The sequence below is a fragment of the Rathayibacter sp. AY1F2 genome (genome assembly GCF_002930885.1).
Lineage (GTDB): Bacteria > Actinomycetota > Actinomycetes > Actinomycetales > Microbacteriaceae > Rathayibacter.
In genome coordinates this window covers 1-20345 of sequence record NZ_PSVG01000032.1, presented here as the reverse complement: position 1 = coordinate 20345, position 20345 = coordinate 1, and the positions used below count along the sequence as shown (strand labels likewise).

Genomic DNA, 20345 nt, shown 5'->3' with positions numbered 1-20345 from the left:
GCGGAGGGGTACGCGGGCGGGGGCGGCGGCGACCCGTAGGCCGGCGGCGCGGAGTCGGCGAGCGGCACCGACGGCTGCGACGCGGCCGAGGGCGGAGCGGGCGGAGCCGGGGGGACGGGCGGGGCCGGCGGGACCGGGACGGAGCCGTGCTGCTCGTCGGAGCCGGGGCCGGGACGGGTGCTGTCGTCGCTCATGGCGCGAGTCTAGCCAGCACCCGGGCGGCGGCGGAGGGGTTCCGTCCGCTCACGCGGGCAGGTACCCGCCGTCGCGCAGGTCGCCCACGAAGGCCGTCCAGGCGAGGTAGGCGATCACCGCGAGGACGATCGCGAGGTAGCCCAGCACGAAGCCGACGACCGCGAGACCGCGGCCGCGCTGTCCGGAACGCCGGGCCTGGGCGAAGCCGATGTGGCCGAGGACGATGGCGGCGGGCGCCAGCCCCAGCAGTCCGCACACCAGAGCCGCGACCGCGAGCGGATTCATCGGCGGGCGGCGGGGCGGGAGACCGGGGTAGGGATCGGCGGCGGCCGTCGGCGGCGGGTAGGCCGCCGACGGCTCGCCGAGCGGAGGGGCGAACGGCGCGGGAGCCGGTCCGGTCTGCGGTCCGGGCGCGGTGTCGTCGGTCACGGTGTCCTCCTGGTGGTGCGGGCGCCCCCGAGCCTCGGAGGCGTGTCGATCAGTACCCGGTCGAGGGCATGGTCGCCGCGATCGAGAAGAGCGCGACGAACGAGATGATGGTGATGATGATCGCGACGAAGCCGATGATGACGGCGGCGAGGGCGAGGCCGCGGCCCTTCTCCCCCGTGCGCTTGATCTGCGACAGGGCGATGAAGCCCAGCACGATGCCCACGATGGAGACGAAGAACGAGGCGATGAAGCCGATGATCGCCAGGATGTTGTAGCGGTCGGACGCGGGCGTGTACGGAGTGGTCATGGAATCCCCCAGGGTCAGGAACGAGCGGATGCGGCCAAGAGTGGCAGTGGCACGATCCGCCTGTCAAAAAGCTGGACGGCGCTTGCGCGCCCCGGCCGCCGCCCGGTAGAGGCCTCAGCGGACCTGGATCTCGGTGACCGGGAGGGTCGAGTCGGCCCCGAAGCCGAGCCCCGACGGCGGATGCCCCGCCTCGATCAGCTGCGCCGCCAGTGCGGCGATCATCGCGCCGTTGTCGGTGCAGAGCGAGAGCGCCGGGATCCGCAGGGTCACTCCCGCGGCCGCGCACCGCTCCTCCGCCAGCGCGCGCACCCGGGCGTTGGCGACCACGCCGCCGCCGAGCAGGAGGCGCGGCACGCCCCGGTCGCGGCAGGCGGCGAGCGCCTTCGTGAGCAGGACGTCGGCGACCGCCTCGCGGAAGCTCGCCGCGACGTCGGCCACGGGCACCTCCTCCCCCGCGTCCTGGCGCTTCTCGACCCAGCGGGCGACCGCGGTCTTCAGCCCTGAGAACGAGAAGTCGTAGCGGTGGCGCTCGAGGTCCTTCGGCAGGCTGAGCCCGCGGGGGAAGCGGATCGCCTTCGGGTCCCCGTCCGCCGCCACCCGGTCGATCTGCGGTCCGCCCGGATAGGGCAGGCCCAGGACTCGCGCCACCTTGTCGAAGGCCTCGCCGGCGGCGTCGTCGATGGTCTCGCCGAGCAGCTCGACGTCCGACACCAGATCGCGCACGTGCAGGAGCGAGGTGTGCCCGCCCGAGACCAGCAGCGCGATCGTCGGCACCTCGACGGGGCTGCCCTCGCTGCCGTCTGCACGGAGGACATCGGCTCCCACGTGGCCGACGAGGTGGTTCACGGCGTAGAGCGGCAGGCCGAGCGAGACGGCGAGCGCCTTCGCCGCTCCGACGCCGACCATGAGGGCGCCCGAGAGTCCCGGTCCGCTGGTGACCGCGATCGCGTCCAGGTCGCCGAGCGCGACACCGGCCTCGGAGAGCGCCGCGTGCAGGGCGGGCTCGAGCGCCTCCAGGTGCGCCCGGGCGGCCACCTCGGGCACGACGCCGCCGTAGCGGGCGTGCTCCTCCATCGAGGAGGCGATGGTGTTCGAGAGAAGCGTCGTGCCGCGGACGATGCCGATCCCCGTCTCGTCGCAGCTGGTCTCGATGCCGAGGACGAGGGGTCCGGTGCTCACGGGGTCTCCTGGGTCGGGGTCGGCGGCCGGCGCATCACGATCGCGTCCACTCCGTCGGGCTGGTAGTAGGCGGGGCGGACGCCGATCTCCTCGAAGCCCTCCGAGCGGTAGAGGGTCTGCGCGGCGGGGTTGTCGGCGCGGACCTCGAGGAAGACCTCGCGGGCGCCGCGTTCGCCGGCCGCCTCGAGGAGCGCGCGCAGCAGTCGGCGGCCGAGGCCGGTGCGGCGGACCCGGGCGACGACCGCGATCGTCTGCACGTCGCCCTCGTGGGCGCCGACGGGGCAGAGGAGCCCGGCGTAGCCGACCACCTCGCCGTCCTGCTCGGCGACCAGGTACCGGGTGTGACGGCTCCGGATCTCCTCCGCCATCATCCCGCGCGACCAGGCGTCGCCGGCGAACTCGGACTCCTCGATCGCCATGACGGCGTCGAGGTCGTCCGCCTGCGCGTCGCGGAGCACGGCCTCGCTCATGCGGTCACCCGCTTGGGGCCGGCGGACAGCGTGACGTCGGGCGAGCGGAGGTAGAGGGGCTCGTCCGCGGCACCGGGCCGACCGGCCGCGCGCAGGCGGGCGGCCACGACTCCGAGCTCGCCGGCGGAGACAGACTCGGCCTCCAGGCGCGGGAGCTCCGGATGCGGGAGGGCCGGCGGCTTGTCCAGGCCCGGGCCGGCGAGGCGGACGGGGAGCCCCTGATCGTCGAGCCCGTCGTAGGCGCTCCAATACAGCTCTCGGCGGCGGGCGTCGGTGACGACGAGGAAGCCCGCGGCGCGCCCGTGCCGCAGCGCGGCGAGCGCGATCGCGTCGTGCGAGACCACGGGGAGGGTGGGGACGCCTCGGCCGAGCGCGAAGGCCCGGGCGGCGGCGATCCCGACCCGGAGGCCGGTGAAGGGGCCGGGGCCCATGCCCACGGCGACCGCCTCGATGCCCCCGGGAGCCACGTCGGCCGCCTCGAGCGCCTCCTGGATCAGCCGGCCGACCACCTCCGCGTGGCGCATGGTGTCGGTCTCGGTGCGCTCCGAGCGCACGGCGCCCGCGGAGTCGACGACGGCGACGGAGGTTCCGGAGGAGGTGTCGATCGCGAGGAGCACGCGTCCAGGGTACCCGCGGGCTCAGCTCCAGCCGGTGCCGCGGAAGCGGACGGTCCGCGGCTCGATCGGCTCCTCGCCCTCCTCGGCGTCGGAGCCGGCGGTCGGCCGCTCGATGACCACGTCGAGCCAGGACTCCGCGACGCCGTCCAGCATCCCGGCCCCCCACTCCACGACGATCACAGAGCGCGCCGGATCGAGGTCGAGGTCGTCGAGCTCGACCGGCGAGCCCACGCGGTAGGCGTCGACGTGCACGAGCGGCGGCCCGTCGTGCAGCGGCGGATGCGTCCGCGCGATCACGAAGGTGGGGCTCGTCACGGGACCCCGCACGTCGAGGCCCTCGCCGAGCCCGCGCGTGAAGGTCGTCTTGCCCGCGCCGAGCGGCCCGGTCAGCACCAGCAGGTCGCCGGCGCGCAGCACTCGGCCGAGCTCGCGGCCGAGCTCCGCCATGGCCTCCGGATCGGCGACCTCGACGACGCGGTCCGCGAACCAGGAGCGCTCAGGCACGGCCGTCCGCCGCGCTCAGCAGCCGCCGCTGGACCCGCGGCCCGAGCCGGGTGACCAGCTCGTAGTTGATGGTGCCGCACCACCGCGCCCACTCGTCTACCGAGGGGACGCCGGTCGTCGGGTCGCCCCAGAGCGTCACCGGGTCGCCCGTCGCGACGCTCGCATCCCCCACGTCGACGACGAACTGGTCCATCGCGACCCGCCCGGCGATCCGGTGGCGGCGGCCGCCGATCGAGACCTCCGCGACGCCGGAGGCGCTCCGCGGGATGCCGTCCGCGTAGCCGAACGGCACGAGCGCGAGGGTCGTCCCGCCCTCGGCCCGCCAGGTGTAGTCGTAGCTCACGCCGGTCCCGTGGGGCACCCGGCGGACGCCGGCGACGCGGCCCTGCAGCGTCATCGCCGGGACGAGCCCGAGCTGGAGCGAGGTCTCGTCCTCGAACGGCGAGAGTCCGTAGAGGGCGATGCCGCTGCGCACCATGTCGAGGCGGGCCTCCGGGAGGCGCAGCGCCGCCGCCGTCGCCGCGAGGTGCAGGACCGGCGCCTGCACCCCGTGCGCCGCCAGCACGGCCTCGGCGCGGCGGAGGAGCGCGAGCTGGGCGAGGTCGTCCTCGCGCGAGGTGTTGGACAGGTGCGAGAACAGCCCGGTGAGGTGGACGGTGCCGCGAGCGCTGTGACGGGCGAGCGCCTCCGCCAGGTGCGGCCACTCCTCCTCCGCGGCGCCGTTGCGACTGAGGCCCGTGTCGACCTTGAGCTGCACGGCCGCGCGCACGCCGCGGTCCTCCGCCGACTGCGCGAGCGTGTCGAGCTGGTCGACCGAGGAGACGGCGACGTCGATCGAGTGCTCGAGCGCCGCGTCGAAGTCCTCGCCGGGATCGTGCAGCCAGCAGAGGATCGGAGCGACGACGCCTGCCTCGCGCAGGGCCACGGCCTCCCGCAGCTCCGCGGTGCCGAGGGCGTCCGCGCCGCCGTCGAGCGCCGCCTGCGCCGCGGCCAGGGCGCCGTGCCCGTAGCCGTTGGCCTTGACGACGGCCATGAGCCGTCGGGCACCGGTGAGCTCGCGCAGACGCGCGGCGTTCGCCGCCATCGCGTCGACGTCGATCACCGCCTCGCGGTACGACGCGGGGACGCTCACGACTCGGCCACCACGAACGCGCAGGCCACGCCCGCGTCGTGCGTCATCGAGAGGTGCACGCGCGTGATCCCCCGCGCCTCCGCGGCCGCCCGGGCCGGGCCGTGCAGCGCGAAGGACGGATTCCCGTGCTCGTCCCGCTCGACGACCATGTCGTGCCAGCGGGCGCCCACGGAGTCGCCGAGCGCCTTGATCAGCGCCTCCTTGGCGGCGAAGCGGCCCGCCAGCGAGGCGACGGGGAGCGAGCGTTCGCTCTCGGCGAACAGCCGGTCGCGGAGCCGGGGCGTGCGCGTCAGCGAGCGCTCGAAGCGCGCGAGGTCCACGACGTCCACCCCGATCCCTACGATCACGGCTCGATCACTCGACCGTGACCGACTTGGCGAGATTGCGCGGCTGGTCGACGTCGAGGCCCTTGGCGGCGGCGAGCTCCATCGCGAACATCTGCAGCGGGGTGACGGCGAGCAGCGGCTCGAACAGCGGGTCGGCGAGCGGGATCGGCACGACCTCGTCGGCGATCTGGATCGCGGCCGTATCGCCCTGCTCCGCGATCGCGATGACGCGGGCGCCGCGGGCCTTGATCTCCTGGATGTTCGAGATCACCTTGCGCTGCAGCTCGTACGACTCGCTCGGGCTCGGCACGATCACGAAGACGACCTGGCCAGGCTCGATCAGTGCGATCGGGCCGTGCTTGAGCTCGCCCGCCGCGAAGCCCTCGGCGTGTATGTAGGCGAGCTCCTTGAGCTTCAGCGCGCCCTCGAGCGCCACCGGGTAGCCGACGTGGCGGCCGAGGAACAGCACCGCACGGGTGTCGGCCATCCAGCCGGCCAGCTGGGCGATGTCGTCGGAGGCGTCGAGCACGCGGGAGAGCTTCTCCGGGATCGCGGCGAGCTGAGCCGCCTGCGAGGCGACGAGCTCGGTGGAGGCGGCACCGCGCACCGCGGCCAGGTGCAGCCCGAAGAGGTAGAGCGCCGCGATCTGGGCGACGAAGGCCTTGGTCGAGGCGACCGCCACCTCCGGGCCCGCGTGCGTGTAGAGCACGGCGTCCGACTCGCGTGGGATCGTCGCGCCCTGGGTGTTGCAGACCGAGAGCGTCTTGGCGCCGTGCTCGCGGGCGTACTTGACCGCCATCAGCGTGTCCATCGTCTCACCGGACTGGCTGATCGAGACGACGAGGGTGCGCGGGGTGAGCACCGGGTCGCGGTAGCGGAACTCGTGGCTGAGCTCGACCTCGACGGGGACGCGCGCCCATTTCTCGATCGCGTACTTGGCGACCATGCCCGAGTAGGCGGCCGTGCCGCAGGCGATGATCGTGATGCGGTCGATCTCCGTCAGCACCGGACCGAGCGCGTCGAGCTCGGGCAGCGTGATCGCGCCCTCGTGGATGCGGCCGCGGAGCGTGTTCGCGACGGCCTCGGGGCCCTCGGTGATCTCCTTCGCCATGAAGCTCGACCAGCCGCCCTTCTCGGACGCCGACGCGTCCCAGGCGATCTCGAACGGCTCGGTCTCGACGGGGTTGCCGAAGAAGTCGGTCACCGTGACGAGCTCCGGGGTGATCGTGACGATCTGGTCCTGGCCGATGGCGACCGCGCGGCGGGTGAACTCGACGAACGCCGCGACGTCGGAGCCGAGGAAGTTCTCCCCGTCGCCCAGGCCGATCACGAGCGGCGAGTTGCGGCGCGCGCCGACGACCACGCCGGGCTGGTCCTGGTGCAGGGCGAGCAGGGTGAACGCGCCCTCGAGGTGCGCGACGACGGCCTGGAAGGCGAGCACGAGGTCGCCGGTGCGGCGGTACTCGCGGGCGATCAGGTGCGCGGCGACCTCGGTGTCGGTCTCGCTCTCGAAGACAGCGCCCTCGGCGAGCAGCTGCTCCTTGAGCGGCTGGAAGTTCTCGATGATGCCGTTGTGGATGACGGCGAGCCTGCCCTCGTCCGCGAGGTGGGGGTGGGCGTTGCGGTCGGTCGGGCCGCCGTGCGTCGCCCAGCGGGTGTGGCCGATGCCCGTGGTGCCCTCGGCCAGCGGGTGCGCTTCGAGGTCGTCGACGAGGACGCTGAGCTTGCCCGAGCGCTTGCGGCTGTCGAGCTGCCCGTCGGCGTCGATCACGGCCACGCCGGCCGAGTCGTAGCCGCGGTACTCCAGACGCTTCAGGCCCCCGAGCAGCACGGCCAGGCTGTCGCGCTCACCGACGTATCCAACGATTCCACACATGCGCTCGATTCTAAGCGGCGCGGAGGCGCCTCCCGCGGCGTCGGGCACCCGGCGGGGCGGACGCTAGGATCGGTCCCCATGCCGTCGTCTCCTCGCGATCCCGCACGCGACGCGCACCCCTCCCCCTTCGTCGAGATCGTCCGCTCCGACTGGGCCGAGCTCGCCCGCACCACGGAGCTGCCGCTGTCGGAGACCGAGGTCGTGCAGCTGCGGGGGCTGGGCGACCGGCTGAGCCTCACCGAGGTCGCGGAGGTCTACCTGCCGCTCTCGCGCCTGCTGAGCCTGTACGCCGGTGGCGCGCGGCACCTGCACCGCGCGACGAGCACGTTCCTCGGGGAGCGCGCGCAGCCGACTCCGTTCGTGATCGGCGTCGCGGGGTCGGTCGCGGTGGGCAAGTCGACGATCGCGCGCCTGCTGCGGGAGCTGCTCGCCCGCTGGGAGGACACGCCCCGCGTCGAGCTGGTGACCACCGACGGCTTCCTGCTGCCCAACCGCGAGCTGGAGCGCCGCGGTCTGATGAGCCGCAAGGGCTTCCCCGAGTCGTACGACCGGCGGGCGCTGCTGCGCTTCGTCTCGGAGGTGAAGGGCGGGGCCGCGGAGGTGCGCGCGCCGTTCTACTCGCACCTCTCCTACGACATCGTCCCCGACGCCGAGATCGTCGTGCGGCGGCCGGACGTGCTGATCGTCGAGGGCCTGAACGTGCTGCAGCCGCCGGTGCCCGGTCACGGCCTGGCGGTCAGCGACCTGTTCGACTTCACCGTCTACGTCGACGCCCGGACCAGCGACATCGCGCGCTGGTACGAGGAGCGCTTCCTCACCCTGCAGCAGGGCGCGTTCGCGAATCCGAACTCCTACTTCCACCGCTACGCGGCGCTCAGTCCGGACGAGGCCCGTGAGCGCGCGCGGAGCATCTGGGCCGCGATCAACGAGCCGAACCTGCTGCAGAACGTGCGCCCCACCCGCTCCCGCGCGAGCCTGGTCCTCCGCAAGCAGGCCGATCACACGGTCTCCTCGGTCCTCCTCCGCAAGATCTGACCGCGCCCCCGGTCGCTGTTCGCCGCCGCGCACACCGCGCAGCCACCGACGTCGAACCCCTTCACCGCACGATCGGCGCAGGCTCGCCGCCACCCACGAGCCGTCAGCGTGAATCGCGTGCCAAGCGATTCACGCGCGGCGACCGCGACACGCTCCGCCCGCGCAACCCCCTCGCGAAGCCGACCGCGAGGGGCCGCGCAGGGAGCGGCCCCGCAACGAACACAGCCGCGTGCCAAGCGATTCACCCGCGGCGAACGCGCCCCGCTCCACCCATCGCAACCACCTCGCGAATCCGACCGCGAGGGGCCGCGCAGGGAGCGGCCCCGCAACGAACACAGCCGCGTGCCAAGCGATTCACCCGCGGCGAACGCCCCCCGCTCCACCCATCGCGACCACCTCCCCAAGCCGACCGCGAGGAGCCGCGCAGGGAGCGGCTCCTTAAGAACGCAGCCGCTCGAGCACGACCGCGGCGAGCGATTCGGCGAGGCGGTCGGCCGTCTCCTGCGTCTTCGCCTCGACCATGACGCGCACCATCGGCTCCGTGCCGGAGGGGCGCAGGAGCACACGGCCGTCGCTGCCGAGCTCGGCGGTGGCGTCGGCGACGGCGGAGGCGATGACCTCGTCGTCGCGGACGCCCTCGCGGTCGACGCCGCGCACGTTGAGGAGGGTCTGCGGGAAGACGGACATGACGGCGGCCAGGTCGGCGATCGTGCGTCCGGTCCGGGCCATCTCGGCCGCGAGCTGGAGGCCGGTGAGCACGCCGTCGCCGGTGGTGGCGTAGCGGCTCATGATGACGTGGCCGGACTGCTCCCCGCCGAGCGAGTAGCCGCCGTCGTTCATCGCCTCGAGGACGTAGCGGTCGCCGACCGCGGTCTCGATGACGCGGATGCCGGCGGCGCGCATGGCGAGCTTGAGGCCGAGGTTGCTCATGACGGTGGCCACGAGGACGTCGTCGCGGAGGGCGCCGCGGCGGGCCATGGCTGTCGCGAGGATCGCCATGATCTGGTCGCCGTCGACGATGCGGCCCTGGGCGTCCACCGCGAGGCAGCGGTCGGCGTCGCCGTCGTGGGCGATGCCGATGTCGGCGCCGGCTGCGCGGACGGCGTCGGCGACGTTGTCGAGGTGGGTGGAGCCCACTCCGTCGTTGATGTTGAGGCCGTCGGGGTCGTTGCCGATGACGGTGACGGTCGCTCCGGCGTCGGTGAACACCTGGGGCGAGATACCGGCGGCGGCGCCGTGCGCGCAGTCGATGACCACGTGCAGGCCGTCGAGACGGGTGCCCTCGAGGGATCCGAGCAGGTGGAGGACGTAGCGGTCCTCCGCGTCGGAGAAGCGGGTGATGCGGCCGACGTCGGCTCCGGTCGGCGTGAGCGGGGGGACTCCGAGGGCCGCTTCGATGCGGTTCTCGAGCTCGTCCGGGAGCTTGCGTCCGCCGGCGGCGAAGAACTTGATGCCGTTGTCGGCGGCGGGGTTGTGCGAGGCCGAGATCATCACGCCGAAGTCGGCGTTCTCGTCGGCGATGAGGTAGGCGGTGGCGGGCGTCGGGATGACGCCGGCGTCGAGCACGTCGACTCCCGCGCTCGCGAGACCCGCCGCGACCGCGGCTCCGATGAACTGACCGGAGATGCGGGGGTCGCGGGCGAGCACGGCGACGGGCCGACGGCCCTCTGCCCGGGCGGCCGCTCCGAGTACACGGGCGGCCGCCTGGGCGAGGCCGAGAGCCAGGTCGGCCGTGACCTCGCGATTCGCGAGGCCACGGACGCCGTCTGTTCCGAACAGGCGCGGCATGGTGCGCAGTCCCTTCTCGAGCTGCTGGTCGTGCGGCCGTCAGGCCGCGTCGACTAGCGCTTCGAGAACTGGGACGCCTTGCGGGCCTTCTTGAGACCGGCCTTCTTGCGCTCGATGACGCGGGCGTCGCGGGTCAGGAAGCCCGCCTTCTTCAGGATCGCGCGGTTGTTCTCGCGGTCGATCTCGTTGAGTGCACGGGCGATGGCGAGGCGCAGCGCGCCGGCCTGACCGGAGGGGCCGCCGCCGGTGATCTTGGCGACCACGTCGTAGGAGCCGATCAGGTCGAGCACCTTGAAGGGGTCGGTGATCAGCTGCTGGTGCAGCTTGTTGGGGAAGTACTCCGCGAACTCGCGGGCGTTGACGGTCATGCCGCCGTTGCCGGGGACGAGGCGCACGCGGGCGATGGCCTGCTTGCGTCGGCCCACGGCTGCGCCGGAGACGTTGAGGACGGCGCGGGGCGTCGTGGACGCCTCGGTGGCCGGGCTTTCGGTGGAGTAGCTCTCGGGAGCCACGTCGATCTGGTCTGCGATCTTCGCCACGGTGTAGGTGATCCTTTGTCTTCGAAGTCTGGGGTGTCGGGGAGGGCCGGAGCCTACTGGGCGACCTGGGTGAAGGCGTACGCCTGCGGCTGCTGGGCCGCGTGGGGGTGCTCGGATCCCGTGTAGACCTTCAGCTTGCGCAGCTGGGCGCGGCCGAGGGAGTTCTTGGGGAGCATGCCGCGGATGGCCTTCTCGACGGCGCGGACCGGGTTCTTCTCGAGGAGCTCGGCGTACGTGGTGGCCGAGAGGCCGCCCGGGTAGCCGGAGTGGCGGTAGGCCTTCTTCTGGAGGAGCTTCTGGCCGGTGAGGGCGACCTTCTCCGCGTTGACGATGATGACGAAGTCGCCCATGTCCATGTGCGGCGCGAAGGTGGCCTTGTGCTTGCCGCGCAGGAGCGCCGCGGCGTGGGTGGCGAGACGGCCGAGCACGACGTCGGACGCGTCGATGACGATCCAGTCGTGCTGGACGTCAGCCGGCTTCGGAGAAAAAGTGCGAGTCACGTGAGTGCTGCTTTCTGGTCGGAGTGAGGTGTTCGTGGATCCCGCTCCGTGGCCGTTCGACCCGCGAGGGGCCGAACCGATCCGGTGGAGGGCTCAACTTCGGGCGCTCGGCACACGGCCGAAAACACCAAGGGTCGACATTACAGCAAAGCCCCCGTGCGGCCAAGCACGGATCGTGGCGGCAGGGGCTCCGGCGGCGGGAGGTGCGACCCGGGCCGCCACGGGTCGCGGGGCGCGGGCGCGCGCCCTCGCCTCACTCCGAGTCCTCCGGGTCCGGCCCCTCGGTCCGCACGGTGCGCTTCGCGCGGGTGAGCAGGGCCCGCTCGGCGAGCGCGTCGTCCTCGGGGTAGTCGACCTCGCGGAGGATGAGGCCGCGGGCCGGCATCACCGCGAACGCGTTGGTCCGTCTGGCGGCGTCCCGGAGCAGCGGGACCGCCCCCGCCTCGAGCTTCCCGGCGCCGACCGCGACGCACGCCCCCACGAGGGCCCGCACCATGCTGTGGCAGAAGGCGTCCGCGCGCAGGTGGGCGTGCAGGACTCCGTCGGCGTCTCGCTCCCAGGTGAAGTCGAGCAGGCTCCGGATGGTGGTGGCCCCTGCGCGGGCACGGCAGAACGACGCGTAGTCGTGCAGGCCCAGGAGCGAGCGGGCCGCGGCCGACATCGCGTCGAGGTCGAGGGAGTCGGTGATCCAGGTGGTGTACGTGCGGTCGAGCGGGTGGCGCATCGAGGAGGCGTCGGCCAGCCGGTACTCGTACCGCCGCCAGCGCGCCGAGAACCGCGCGTCGAACCCCTCCGGCGCCTCCGTCACCCGGTGCACCGAGACGTCGGTGTACTGCCCGAGGATCCCGCGGAGCCGCCGCTCCAGGATCGACGCGGGCGGGAACGGCTCCTCCCCCGGTCGGCGCCGGCCGGTGCTGATGCGGCCCCACTGCTCGGAGGTGAGGTCGACGTGGGCGACCTGGGCGCTGGCGTGCACGCCGACGTCGGTGCGCCCGGCGACCGTCACGGTCGGGTGCTGCTCGGAGCGCAGCACCAGGGCGAGCGACTCCTCGAGCACCCCCTGCACGGTGCGGAGGCCGGGCTGTTTGGCCCACCCGGAGAAGTGCGAGCCGTCGTAGGCCAGGTCGAGGCGGACGCGGTGGAGCATCAGACGAGTGTAGAGCGCGCCGTGGTCGCGGCACAGGCGACCGCGAGCGGGACGTCGACGGTCGCCAGGGCCGAGACCGCCCAGCCGACCAGCGTCGACTGCTCGCCGACCGAGAAGACGATCCGCGCCTCCCCGCCGCCTGCGAGCACGGCCAGCTCGGAGGGAGCGGAGGCGATGCCCTGCACCCCGTAGGCGGCCGTGCCCAGCGAGACCGGCACGGCGCCGAGCGCCTCGCCCGCACCGGTGAAGGTCTCGACGAGGGGCCCGCGGTGCAGCGTCAGCACGACGACCGGATCGCCGCCGTCGACGGCGTAGGAGCACGTGTCTCCCGCGGCGGTGATCGACACGGTGCCCGCCGTCGAGCCGGCCTCCTGCTCGACGAGGGAGGCGGGGAGAGCGGTCGCGCAGTCCACGCCCTCGCTCGACGGCACGGAGGGCACGGAGGGCACGGTCGGTGCGGCCGACGGTACCGGAGGCGTGCTCGCGAGGCCCGCCGACTCCGGCACGTCGATCACCTCGCCGGAGGCGCAGCCGCTCACTCCGCCCGCGAGTGCCAGGGCGAGGAGCGCCGCAGCAGCCGAGGAGGGCAGTCGCACAGGAGTCCTCCGAGGATCGTCGCGGCGGACCCCGGGAGCGCCGGTCGTGACGCGGCCGCACCCGACGAGCGCAGCCGTGCCATCGTAAGCGACGATTCGCGCCACTCGGCCCCGTGGAACGACGAGAGCCCCCCGCCCCGGAGGGGACGGAGGGCTCTCGGCAGAGGGGGCGTGACTACTTGGTCGCGCCGGTCTCCTCGACAGGAGCGTCCTGCGCGGCGTCCTCGACGGGAGCGTCCTGCACGGGCGCCTCCTCGACGGGGGTCTCCTCGGCAGTGGTCTCCTCGGCGGGGGCCTCGTCCACCGGAGCGGACACGGGCGCCGTGGCGGTGCGCGACTTCTTCGCCTTGGGCGTGACGGGCTCGAGGACGAGCTCGATCACGGCCATGGGCGCGTTGTCTCCCTTGCGGGGGCCGATCTTGGTGATGCGGGTGTAGCCGCCCTCGCGCTCGGCGACGAGCGGAGCGATCTCGGTGAAGAGCTCGTGGACGACCGACTTGTCGCCGATCGTCGCGAGGACGCGACGGCGGGCGTGCAGGTCGCCGCGCTTGGCGAAGGTCACCAGGCGCTCGGCGAGCGGACGAAGGCGCTTGGCCTTGGTCTCGGTCGTCTTGATGCTCTTGTGCGTGAACAGGGCCGCGGCCAGGTTCGCCAGCAGCAGGCGCTCGTGTGCGGGTCCGCCTCCGAGGCGGGGGCCCTTGGTGGGCTTGGGCATGGGTTTACTCCAGTACTAAAGGGGTGTCAGCAGGTCGGACGCGAGGAGCCGGGGCTCCGGAGCGGAGGACCTAGATGCTCTCGTCGTCGTAGCTGTAGAAGTGGGCGCCGTCGAACCCGGGGACCGAGTCCTTGAGCGACAGGCCGAGCTCCGTCAGCTTCTCCTTGACCTCATCCACCGACTTCTGACCGAAGTTGCGGATGTTCATGAGCTGCGTCTCCGAGAGGGCGACGAGCTCATTGACGTTGTTGATGCCCTCGCGCTTGAGGCAGTTGTAGCTGCGCACCGAGAGGTCGAGGTCCTCGATGGGCATGGACAGCTCGGTCGAGAGGACCGCGTCGACCGGCGCGGGGCCGATCTCGATGCCCTCGGCCGCGTTGTTCAGCTCGCGGGCGAGACCGAACAGCTCGGTCAGCGTGCGTCCGGCGGAGGCGATGGCGTCGCGCGGCGAGATCGCGGCCTTCGTCTCCACGTCCACGACCAGGCGGTCGAAGTCGGTGCGCTCGCCGGCACGGGTGGCCTCGACGCGGTAGGTGACCTTCAGCACGGGTGAGTAGATCGAGTCGACCGGGATCTGGCCGGCCTCGGAGAACTCGCTGCGGTTCTGGGTCGCCGAGACGTAGCCGCGGCCGCGCTCGATCGTGAGCTCGAGCTCGAACTTCGCCTTGTCGTTCAGCGTGGCGATGACGAGCTCCGGGTTGTGGATCTCGACACCGGCCGGAGCCGAGATGTCCGCGGCGGTGACCTGGCCGGCTCCCTGCTTGCGCAGGTAGGCGGTGATCGGCTCGTCGTGCTCGGAGGAGACGACGAGTCCCTTGATGTTCAGGATGATCTCGGTGACGTCCTCGCGGACGCCCGGGACGGTCGTGAACTCGTGCAGGACTCCGTCGATCCGGATGCTGGTGACAGCGGCGCCGGGGATGGAGGACAGCAGGGTGCGACGCAGCGAGTTGCCGAGCGTGTAGCCGAAGCCGGGCTCGAGGGGCTCGATGACGAAGCGGGAACGGAACTCCGAGATGTTCTCCTCGGTGAGCGTCGGACGCTGTGCGATAAGCACTGATGATTCCTTTCGATCACGTGTCCGCTATATGACACGTGCGTTTGCGAGGTGTGGAGTTGTGAAAGAAATGCGCGATCCGCCGGTGGGCCGCACTCCCCGCCCGGAGGCGGTTCGTGCGGCCGGCCGACGGCTGCGAGTGCTGCTTAGACGCGACGACGCTTGGGCGGGCGGCAGCCGTTGTGCGCCTGCGGGGTGACGTCGTTGATCGAGCCGACCTCGAGGCCTGCGGCCTGGAGCGAGCGGATCGCGGTCTCACGACCCGAGCCGGGGCCCTTCACGAAGACGTCCACCTTCTTCATGCCGTGCTCCTGAGCCTGGCGCGCGGCCGACTCGGCGGCGAGCTGGGCGGCGAACGGCGTCGACTTGCGCGAGCCCTTGAAGCCGACTCCACCGGACGAGGCCCAGCTGATGACGGCCCCGGAGGGGTCGGTGATCGAGACGATGGTGTTGTTGAACGTCGACTTGATGTGGGCCTGGCCCACAGCGATGTTCTTCTTCTCCTTGCGGCGCGGCTTGCGCGCGGCCGACTTGGGGGTAGCCAATTCTGTATCTCCTCTAGGTCCGTGTCGCCCGCGTTACTTGCGGCCGGCCTTCTTCTTGCCGGCGACGGTGCGCTTGGGTCCCTTGCGGGTGCGCGCGTTCGTCTTGGTGCGCTGTCCACGGACCGGGAGGCCGCGACGGTGGCGGAGGCCCTCGTACGAGCCGATCTCGACCTTGCGGCGGATGTCGGCGGCGACCTCGCGGCGGAGGTCGCCCTCCACCTTGTAGTTGCCCTCGATGTAGTCGCGGAGCGAGACGAGCTGGTCGTCGCTGAGGTCCTTGACGCGGATGTTGCCGTCGATCCCGGTGTCGCTCAGGGTCTTGAGCGCGCGAGTGCGGCCGACACCGTAGATGTAGGTCAGTGCGACCTCCACGCGCTTCTCGCGCGGGATGTCTACTCCTGCCAGACGTGCCATTGTGGCTTCTCCTGTGAGTGAGTGGAGGTGTGAAGCAGCACCGGTGCCTCGGCCTCCGACCGAAGGTGTCCTCGCCGTCCACCCCGGGGTCGCCGGGGTGCTGCGCGATTTCTGGTGCTGCGGGTGTGTTCAGTTGTGCAGTGGGGGCGGCACGCCGCCCCTGCGCTCCCTCGCGGAAGCAGCGGGACTAGCCCTGGCGCTGCTTGTGGCGGGGGTTGCTGCTGCAGATGACCATCACGTTGCCGTGGCGGCGGATGATCTTGCAGTGGTCGCAGATGCGCTTGACGCTGGGGTTGACCTTCATTGTTCTTGTCCTTGTTTTCGCTGGCGTCGTGCTCCCGGCGGATGCCGGGGCCGTTCCTTACAGGACACGCACGTCGCGAACGTCAGCGGAGCGAACGCCTACTTGTAGCGGTAGACGATCCGGCCGCGGGTCAGGTCGTAGGGGCTCAGCTCCACAATCACCCGGTCCTCGGGGAGGATCCGGATGTAGTGCTGACGCATCTTGCCCGAGATATGGGCGAGAACTTTGTGTCCGTTGGTCAGCTCCACGCGGAACATCGCGTTGGGGAGCGCCTCGACAACCGCACCTTCGATTTCGATGACACCGTCTTTTTTGGCCATAGCCTCACTGTCGTTCGGAAGTAGTGTGTGTACTGGTCGTGCGAATGTTTCCGCGACGATCCACCACCGGGCGAGAGCCCGGATCGGGGTTCGCGGGCATGCCGGAGCACGCGCAAAACACCAAGGGTCGATGCTACGCGAATCGCGGCCGTTCCGCCACCTCGGGCGTGTCGCCCCCTCCTCCGCCTCCGCGCCCGACGCGCGCCCCCTGCCGGGCCCCGCGTCCGCCGCCGCCTAGGCTGGCTCCGTCGAGCCGGAGGGAGAGCACATGGCGCGCACGACGAGGTCAGCGACCGCGAGGCGGAGCTGGTACTCGCACCCGGTGGTGACGATCCTGGCGGCGATCGCGGTCATCGCCCTGGTGCAGACCTTCTTCGTGAAGGTGTACACGGTGCCGACCGGCTCGATGGAGAACACCCTCCAGGGCGGCGGGTTCTTCGGCGACCGCATCCTGGTCGACCGCACCCTCGCCCTCCAGGGCGGGCCGGAGGAGGGGCAGATCGTCGTCTTCTCGCGCGACGCCGACTGGGGCGCGAGCGACGAGGCCGGCAGCCCCCTCTCCGAGATCGTGAAGACCTTCGGCGACGTCACCAGCATCGGCCCCTCCCACGAGGAGTTCCTCGTCAAGAGGCTGATCGCCGAGGGGGGCCACACCGTCTCCTGCTGCGACGCCGACGGGCACGTGCTGGTCGACGGGAAGCCGCTGGACGAGTCCTACGTGTTCGAGGACTTCCCCTTCACCCCCGGGACCCTCGACTGCACGACGAGCCCCGCGTCCCTCCGCTGCTTCGACGAGTACACCGTCCCCGAGGGATCCCTCTTCGTCCTGGGCGACCACCGGTCGAACTCCAACGACTCGCTCGGCGAGTGCCGCGGCGCCGGCGGGCCGATCGACACGTGCGTGAAGACCGTGCCGATCGACAGGGTCACCGGACGCGTCTTCGCCGTGGCCTGGCCGCTCACCCGCTGGCGGTTGTTCTAGCGCTCCGCCCGAGCCGCCGCAGACGACGACGAGGTCCCCCGCGAGAAGCAGGGGACCTCGTCGTCGTTCGCCGCCGTGCGGCCACGGGACTACCCGCGCACGACCGCCACGACCCGGTCGAAGAGCGGATGCTCGGCCGTGAGGCCGGTGACCTCCGCCACGAACTCCTCCGGGCTGAGCGCGGCCAGCTTCTCGTGGAGCTCCACGCTCTGGGGGTCCTCGGGCACGTCGAAGCGCAGCGCGGCGCCGATCGCGGCGAGCAGGCCCTCCGGCGTGCGCCCGCGGTCGGCGAGCTCGGCCGCCGGTCCGATGAAGCGCTCGTGCCGCGACAGCTTCCGCAGCGGCTGGCGTCCCACCCGGTCGACCGTGTCGGTCAGGTACGGGTTCGCGAAGCGCTTCAGCGTCTTCTCGAGGTAGGCCTGCTGCTCCTCGTCGCTGAAGCCGTGCTTGGCCACGATGAGCGCCTTGGTGTCCTCGAGCGCGGCCTTGACCGCGTCGTGAACCTCGGGCATCGCCAGCGCGTCGGAGAGCTTGTGCGCTCCGGCCGCGAAGCCGGTGTAGGCGGCCGTCGCGTGGCCGGTGTTCACCGTGAAGAGCTTCCGCTCGATGAAGGGCTCGAGGTCGTCGACCCAGGTCGCGCCCGGGATCTCCGGCTCGGTGCCCTCGAACGGAGTGCGGTCGACGACCCACTCGAAGAAGCTCTCCACTGTCACGTCCAGGCCCTGGCCCGGGTCCTGGTTCGGGACGATGCGGTCCACCGCGGTGTCGGCGAAGACGGCGCGGGTGCGCAGGCGCTCCCACTCGTCCGCGCCGAGGTTCGCGGCGACCTCGGTCTGCAGGAGGCGCGTGGCGTTGATCGCGTTCTCGCAGGCCATGACCGCCAGCCGCGGCGCCGACTCGTCGCGGGCCGCGAGGCCCTTCGCGATCACGGGGGCGACGAAGCGCAGGATGTTCGGGCCGACGGCCGTGGTGACGATGTCGGCGGCGGCGATCTCGCGGACGAGCGCCTCCTCGTCGGCGGCCGAGTCGATCGCACGGAAGCGGTCGACGACGTGCGTGGCCGCCTCCTCCCCCACCTCGTGCACCTCGTAGCTGTCGGCGGCGGCGAGGCGGCCGATCAGCTCGGAGTTGACGTCGGCGAAGACGAGCTCGTAGCCGGCGCCGTGCAGGATCAGGCCGACGAAGCCGCGGCCGATGTTGCCGGCGCCGAAGTGGACGGCGGTGGGCATCAGGAGTTGACCTCGCCCAGCAGGCTGTAGAGCGACTGCGCGTCCGGGGCGTCGAGGAGCTTCTGCACCTCGTCCTCCTCCGAGAAGATGATCGCGATCTTGGAGAGGATCTCGAGGTGCTCGTTGTCGACGCCGGCGATGCCGACGACGAAGCGCACCTCGTTGCCGTCCCAGTCGATCGGCTGCGCATAGCGCACGAACGAGAGGGCGGAGGAGCGGATCTCGTCCTTCGCGTCGTTGGTGCCGTGCGGGATGGCGAGCAGGTTGCCCATGTAGGTCGAGACGGTCGCCTCGCGGGCGAGCATGGCCTCGTAGTAGGCGGGGGTGACCGCGCCGACGCCGACCAGCATGTCGGCGGCCTCCTTGATGGCGGCCTCCTTCGTGGTGGCGGTGCCGGAGGCGTCGATCTGTCCGATGGTGAGCACGTCGCTCATGGGGTGCGTCCTTCCGTGGAGGTGCTGACAGCGAGGGAACCCGCAGGGGCGAGCGGAGCGTGTCCGCTCTGTCGCACCCTACGGGTTCCCTCCGAATGGTTGGCGTACTACTTAGCGTGCTGCTCCGCGACCAGCGAGACGACCTCGTCGTACTTCGGGCTGTTCATGAAGTTGTCCACGGAGACGTGGATCGCGCCCGGGGTGCGCTGGCGGGCGCGCTCCGTGAGCTCGGCCTGGGTGATGACCAGGTCCACGTCGTCCTCGAGAGCTGCGATCGCCTTGTTGGTGACCGTGACGTCCTCGAAGCCCGCCTTCTTCATCTTGTTCCGCAGCACCGAGGCGCCCATCGCGGACGAGCCCATGCCGGCGTCGCAGGCGAAGACGATGTTCCGGACCTGGGTCGCGGTGGCCGTGGCCCCCGCGGTCGAGGCGCCGGCCGAGTCCTGCGGAGCGTTGGCGCCGCGGGCGTTGATGAGCGAGCCGACGGCGCTCTCCTTGCCCTTGTTCGCCTCGTTGGCGGCGACGGCGGCGGCGAGCTTGTCGTCGCCCTCCTGCTCCGCGGCCAGGTCGCGCTTGCGGCCGGACCGGATGATGACCGAGGCCACCAGGAACGACACGGCGGTCGCGAGGATCACCGAGAGGATGACGCCGAGGAAGCTGTCGTTCGCGGTCTGCAGGAGCACCGCGATGATCGAGCCGGGCGAGGCGGGGGCGCGGAGGCCGGAGTTGAACGCGACGTTCGTCGCGACACCGGTCGCACCGCCGAGGATGACGGCCGCGAGCAGCGCCGGCTTCATCAGCACGTACGGGAAGTAGATCTCGTGGATGCCGCCGATGAAGTGGATGATCGCCGCGCCGGGAGCGGAGGCGCGGGCCGCGCCGACGCCGAAGAACGCGAAGGCCAGGAGCACGCCCATGCCGGGGCCGGGGTTGGCCTCGAGGAGGAAGAGGTAGGACTTGCCCGCCTCCTCCGCCTGCTGGACGCCCAGCGGCGTGAGGATGCCGTGGTTGATGGCGTTGTTCAGGAAGAGGATCTTCGCCGGCTCGATGAAGAGCGAGGTCAGCGGGAGCAGGCCCGCGTTGACCAGGAACTCCACGCCCGCACCGAGGGCGGTCGAGAGGCCGACCACGAGCGGCGCGACGCCCGCGAAGGCGAGGAGCGCGAGGAGGAGGCCGAGGATTCCGGCGGAGAAGTTGTTGACCAGCATCTCGAAGCCGGGCTTGATCTTGCCGTCCCAGATCGAGTCGACCTTCTTCATGAGCCACGCCGACAGCGGGCCCATGATCATGGCGCCGATGAACATCGGGATGCCGGCGCCGACGATGACGCCCATGGTCGCGATGGTGCCGACCACGCCTCCGCGGGCGCCGTAGACCATGCGGCCGCCGGTGTTCGCGATGAGGAGCGGGAGGAGGTAGGTGATCATCGGGGCGACGAGGCCGGTGTTGACGACGTCGGGATCCGTGCTCCAGCCGCCGAACTGCTGGACCCAGGTGGCGTCGATGCCGAGGAGGGGGAGCCATCCGGTCTGGATGAAGAGGGCCGTGATGAAGCCCCAGGCGATGAAGGCCGCGATGTTCGGCATGACCATTCCCGAGAGGAAGGTGCCGAAGCGCTGGACGTGGACGCGCGCTCCACCGCGCGTCGACGTCGCTGACGTCGTTGTCATGTGGTGTGTTCTCCGATTTCTAGGGGCGGGCGGGC

General features: G+C 71.6%; 25 protein-coding genes and 1 pseudogene. 2 read left to right on the top strand and 24 right to left on the bottom strand.

The window, feature by feature from the left end:
• The 10 genes and pseudogenes from C5C54_RS17755 to glmS form a co-directional block, all read right to left on the bottom strand.
• A pseudogene (locus C5C54_RS17755) lies at positions 1-194 on the bottom strand (hypothetical protein); the annotation flags it as partial.
• Positions 195-243: 49 nt separating this feature from the next.
• Positions 244-624, bottom strand: coding sequence for a DUF4190 domain-containing protein (locus tag C5C54_RS16660; protein ID WP_104225015.1), 381 nt, complete (start codon positions 622-624; stop codon positions 244-246).
• 49 nt (positions 625-673) lie between these two features.
• Positions 674-931 carry a DUF4190 domain-containing protein gene (locus tag C5C54_RS16655; RefSeq protein WP_104225014.1) on the bottom strand — a complete coding sequence of 86 codons (258 nt, stop codon included), beginning with the start codon at positions 929-931 and terminating at the stop codon, positions 674-676.
• Positions 932-1045: 114 nt separating this feature from the next.
• A complete protein-coding gene (gene tsaD / locus C5C54_RS16650; protein WP_104225013.1) occupies positions 1046-2110 on the bottom strand; it encodes a tRNA (adenosine(37)-N6)-threonylcarbamoyltransferase complex transferase subunit TsaD in 1065 nt (354 codons plus the stop codon).
• Positions 2107-2580 carry a ribosomal protein S18-alanine N-acetyltransferase gene (rimI, locus tag C5C54_RS16645; protein ID WP_104225012.1) on the bottom strand — a complete coding sequence of 158 codons (474 nt, stop codon included), beginning with the start codon at positions 2578-2580 and terminating at the stop codon, positions 2107-2109. Before rimI ends, tsaD begins: the two co-directional genes overlap by 4 nt.
• On the bottom strand, positions 2577-3197 hold the full coding sequence (gene tsaB, locus C5C54_RS16640) for a tRNA (adenosine(37)-N6)-threonylcarbamoyltransferase complex dimerization subunit type 1 TsaB (RefSeq protein WP_104225011.1): 621 nt from the start codon (positions 3195-3197) through the stop codon (positions 2577-2579). Before tsaB ends, rimI begins: the two co-directional genes overlap by 4 nt.
• 21 nt (positions 3198-3218) lie before the next feature.
• Positions 3219-3644, bottom strand: coding sequence for a tRNA (adenosine(37)-N6)-threonylcarbamoyltransferase complex ATPase subunit type 1 TsaE (gene tsaE, locus C5C54_RS16635; protein ID WP_104227417.1), 426 nt, complete (start codon positions 3642-3644; stop codon positions 3219-3221).
• Between the two features lie 49 nt (positions 3645-3693).
• The gene (alr, locus tag C5C54_RS16630) at positions 3694-4833 is read right to left on the bottom strand and encodes an alanine racemase (protein ID WP_104225010.1); all 1140 of its coding nucleotides are present in this window, start codon (positions 4831-4833) and stop codon (positions 3694-3696) included.
• Complete coding sequence (locus C5C54_RS16625) at positions 4830-5180, bottom strand: holo-ACP synthase (protein WP_104225009.1); 351 nt, start codon at positions 5178-5180, stop codon at positions 4830-4832. Before C5C54_RS16625 ends, alr begins: the two co-directional genes overlap by 4 nt.
• Positions 5181-5187: 7 nt before the next feature.
• Positions 5188-7035: a glutamine--fructose-6-phosphate transaminase (isomerizing) gene (gene glmS / locus C5C54_RS16620; RefSeq protein WP_104227413.1), complete on the bottom strand. Its 1848-nt coding sequence runs from the start codon at positions 7033-7035 to the stop codon at positions 5188-5190.
• Positions 7036-7113: 78 nt separating this feature from the next.
• On the opposite strand from glmS, the gene coaA reads away from it, so the two are divergent.
• Positions 7114-8070, top strand: a complete 957-nt coding sequence (coaA, locus tag C5C54_RS16615) for a type I pantothenate kinase (protein ID WP_104234153.1) — start codon at positions 7114-7116, stop codon at positions 8068-8070.
• Positions 8071-8508: 438 nt separating this feature from the next.
• Here the strand turns inward: coaA and glmM are convergent, their stop codons facing one another.
• The 11 genes from glmM to infA all read right to left on the bottom strand — a co-directional run bounded on the left by glmM (position 8509) and on the right by infA (position 15995).
• Positions 8509-9858, bottom strand: coding sequence for a phosphoglucosamine mutase (gene glmM / locus C5C54_RS16610; protein ID WP_104225005.1), 1350 nt, complete (start codon positions 9856-9858; stop codon positions 8509-8511).
• Positions 9859-9911: 53 nt separating this feature from the next.
• Positions 9912-10397 (bottom strand): 30S ribosomal protein S9, encoded by a 486-nt coding sequence (gene rpsI, locus C5C54_RS16605; protein ID WP_104225004.1) that lies wholly within the window; start codon positions 10395-10397, stop codon positions 9912-9914.
• 53 nt (positions 10398-10450) lie between these two features.
• Complete coding sequence (gene rplM, locus C5C54_RS16600) at positions 10451-10897, bottom strand: 50S ribosomal protein L13 (RefSeq protein WP_104225003.1); 447 nt, start codon at positions 10895-10897, stop codon at positions 10451-10453.
• A 253-nt stretch (positions 10898-11150) separates the two neighbouring features.
• The gene (locus C5C54_RS16595; protein ID WP_104263582.1) at positions 11151-12044 is read right to left on the bottom strand and encodes a tRNA pseudouridine(38-40) synthase TruA; all 894 of its coding nucleotides are present in this window, start codon (positions 12042-12044) and stop codon (positions 11151-11153) included.
• Entirely contained in the window at positions 12044-12640 is a 597-nt protein-coding gene (locus C5C54_RS16590) for a hypothetical protein (protein WP_104288829.1), read from the bottom strand. The genes C5C54_RS16595 and C5C54_RS16590 overlap by 1 nt, the downstream gene beginning before the upstream one ends.
• Positions 12641-12815: 175 nt before the next feature.
• Positions 12816-13355, bottom strand: coding sequence for a 50S ribosomal protein L17 (gene rplQ, locus C5C54_RS16585; RefSeq protein ID WP_104225000.1), 540 nt, complete (start codon positions 13353-13355; stop codon positions 12816-12818).
• Between the two features lie 70 nt (positions 13356-13425).
• Entirely contained in the window at positions 13426-14412 is a 987-nt protein-coding gene (locus C5C54_RS16580) for a DNA-directed RNA polymerase subunit alpha (RefSeq protein WP_104224999.1), read from the bottom strand.
• 146 nt (positions 14413-14558) lie between these two features.
• Positions 14559-14957, bottom strand: a complete 399-nt coding sequence (rpsK, locus tag C5C54_RS16575) for a 30S ribosomal protein S11 (protein ID WP_055787170.1) — start codon at positions 14955-14957, stop codon at positions 14559-14561.
• A 33-nt stretch (positions 14958-14990) separates the two neighbouring features.
• The gene (gene rpsM, locus C5C54_RS16570; RefSeq protein WP_068251511.1) at positions 14991-15371 is read right to left on the bottom strand and encodes a 30S ribosomal protein S13; all 381 of its coding nucleotides are present in this window, start codon (positions 15369-15371) and stop codon (positions 14991-14993) included.
• A 187-nt stretch (positions 15372-15558) separates the two neighbouring features.
• Positions 15559-15675 (bottom strand): 50S ribosomal protein L36, encoded by a 117-nt coding sequence (gene rpmJ, locus C5C54_RS16565; RefSeq protein ID WP_055787164.1) that lies wholly within the window; start codon positions 15673-15675, stop codon positions 15559-15561.
• A gap of 98 nt (positions 15676-15773) precedes the next feature.
• Positions 15774-15995, bottom strand: a complete 222-nt coding sequence (infA, locus tag C5C54_RS16560) for a translation initiation factor IF-1 (protein WP_022883252.1) — start codon at positions 15993-15995, stop codon at positions 15774-15776.
• A 268-nt stretch (positions 15996-16263) separates the two neighbouring features.
• Between infA and lepB the strand changes: the two genes are divergently transcribed.
• Positions 16264-16977, top strand: a complete 714-nt coding sequence (lepB, locus tag C5C54_RS16555) for a signal peptidase I (RefSeq protein ID WP_104251134.1) — start codon at positions 16264-16266, stop codon at positions 16975-16977.
• A gap of 89 nt (positions 16978-17066) precedes the next feature.
• Here the strand turns inward: lepB and C5C54_RS16550 are convergent, their stop codons facing one another.
• The 3 genes from C5C54_RS16550 to C5C54_RS16540 form a co-directional block, all read right to left on the bottom strand.
• Positions 17067-18206 (bottom strand): mannitol-1-phosphate 5-dehydrogenase, encoded by a 1140-nt coding sequence (locus C5C54_RS16550; protein WP_104269408.1) that lies wholly within the window; start codon positions 18204-18206, stop codon positions 17067-17069.
• A complete protein-coding gene (locus C5C54_RS16545; protein ID WP_104224996.1) occupies positions 18206-18640 on the bottom strand; it encodes a PTS sugar transporter subunit IIA in 435 nt (144 codons plus the stop codon). Before C5C54_RS16545 ends, C5C54_RS16550 begins: the two co-directional genes overlap by 1 nt.
• Positions 18641-18747: 107 nt before the next feature.
• A complete protein-coding gene (locus tag C5C54_RS16540; protein WP_104269407.1) occupies positions 18748-20310 on the bottom strand; it encodes a PTS mannitol transporter subunit IICB in 1563 nt (520 codons plus the stop codon).
• Between the last annotated feature and the right edge of the window lie 35 nt (positions 20311-20345).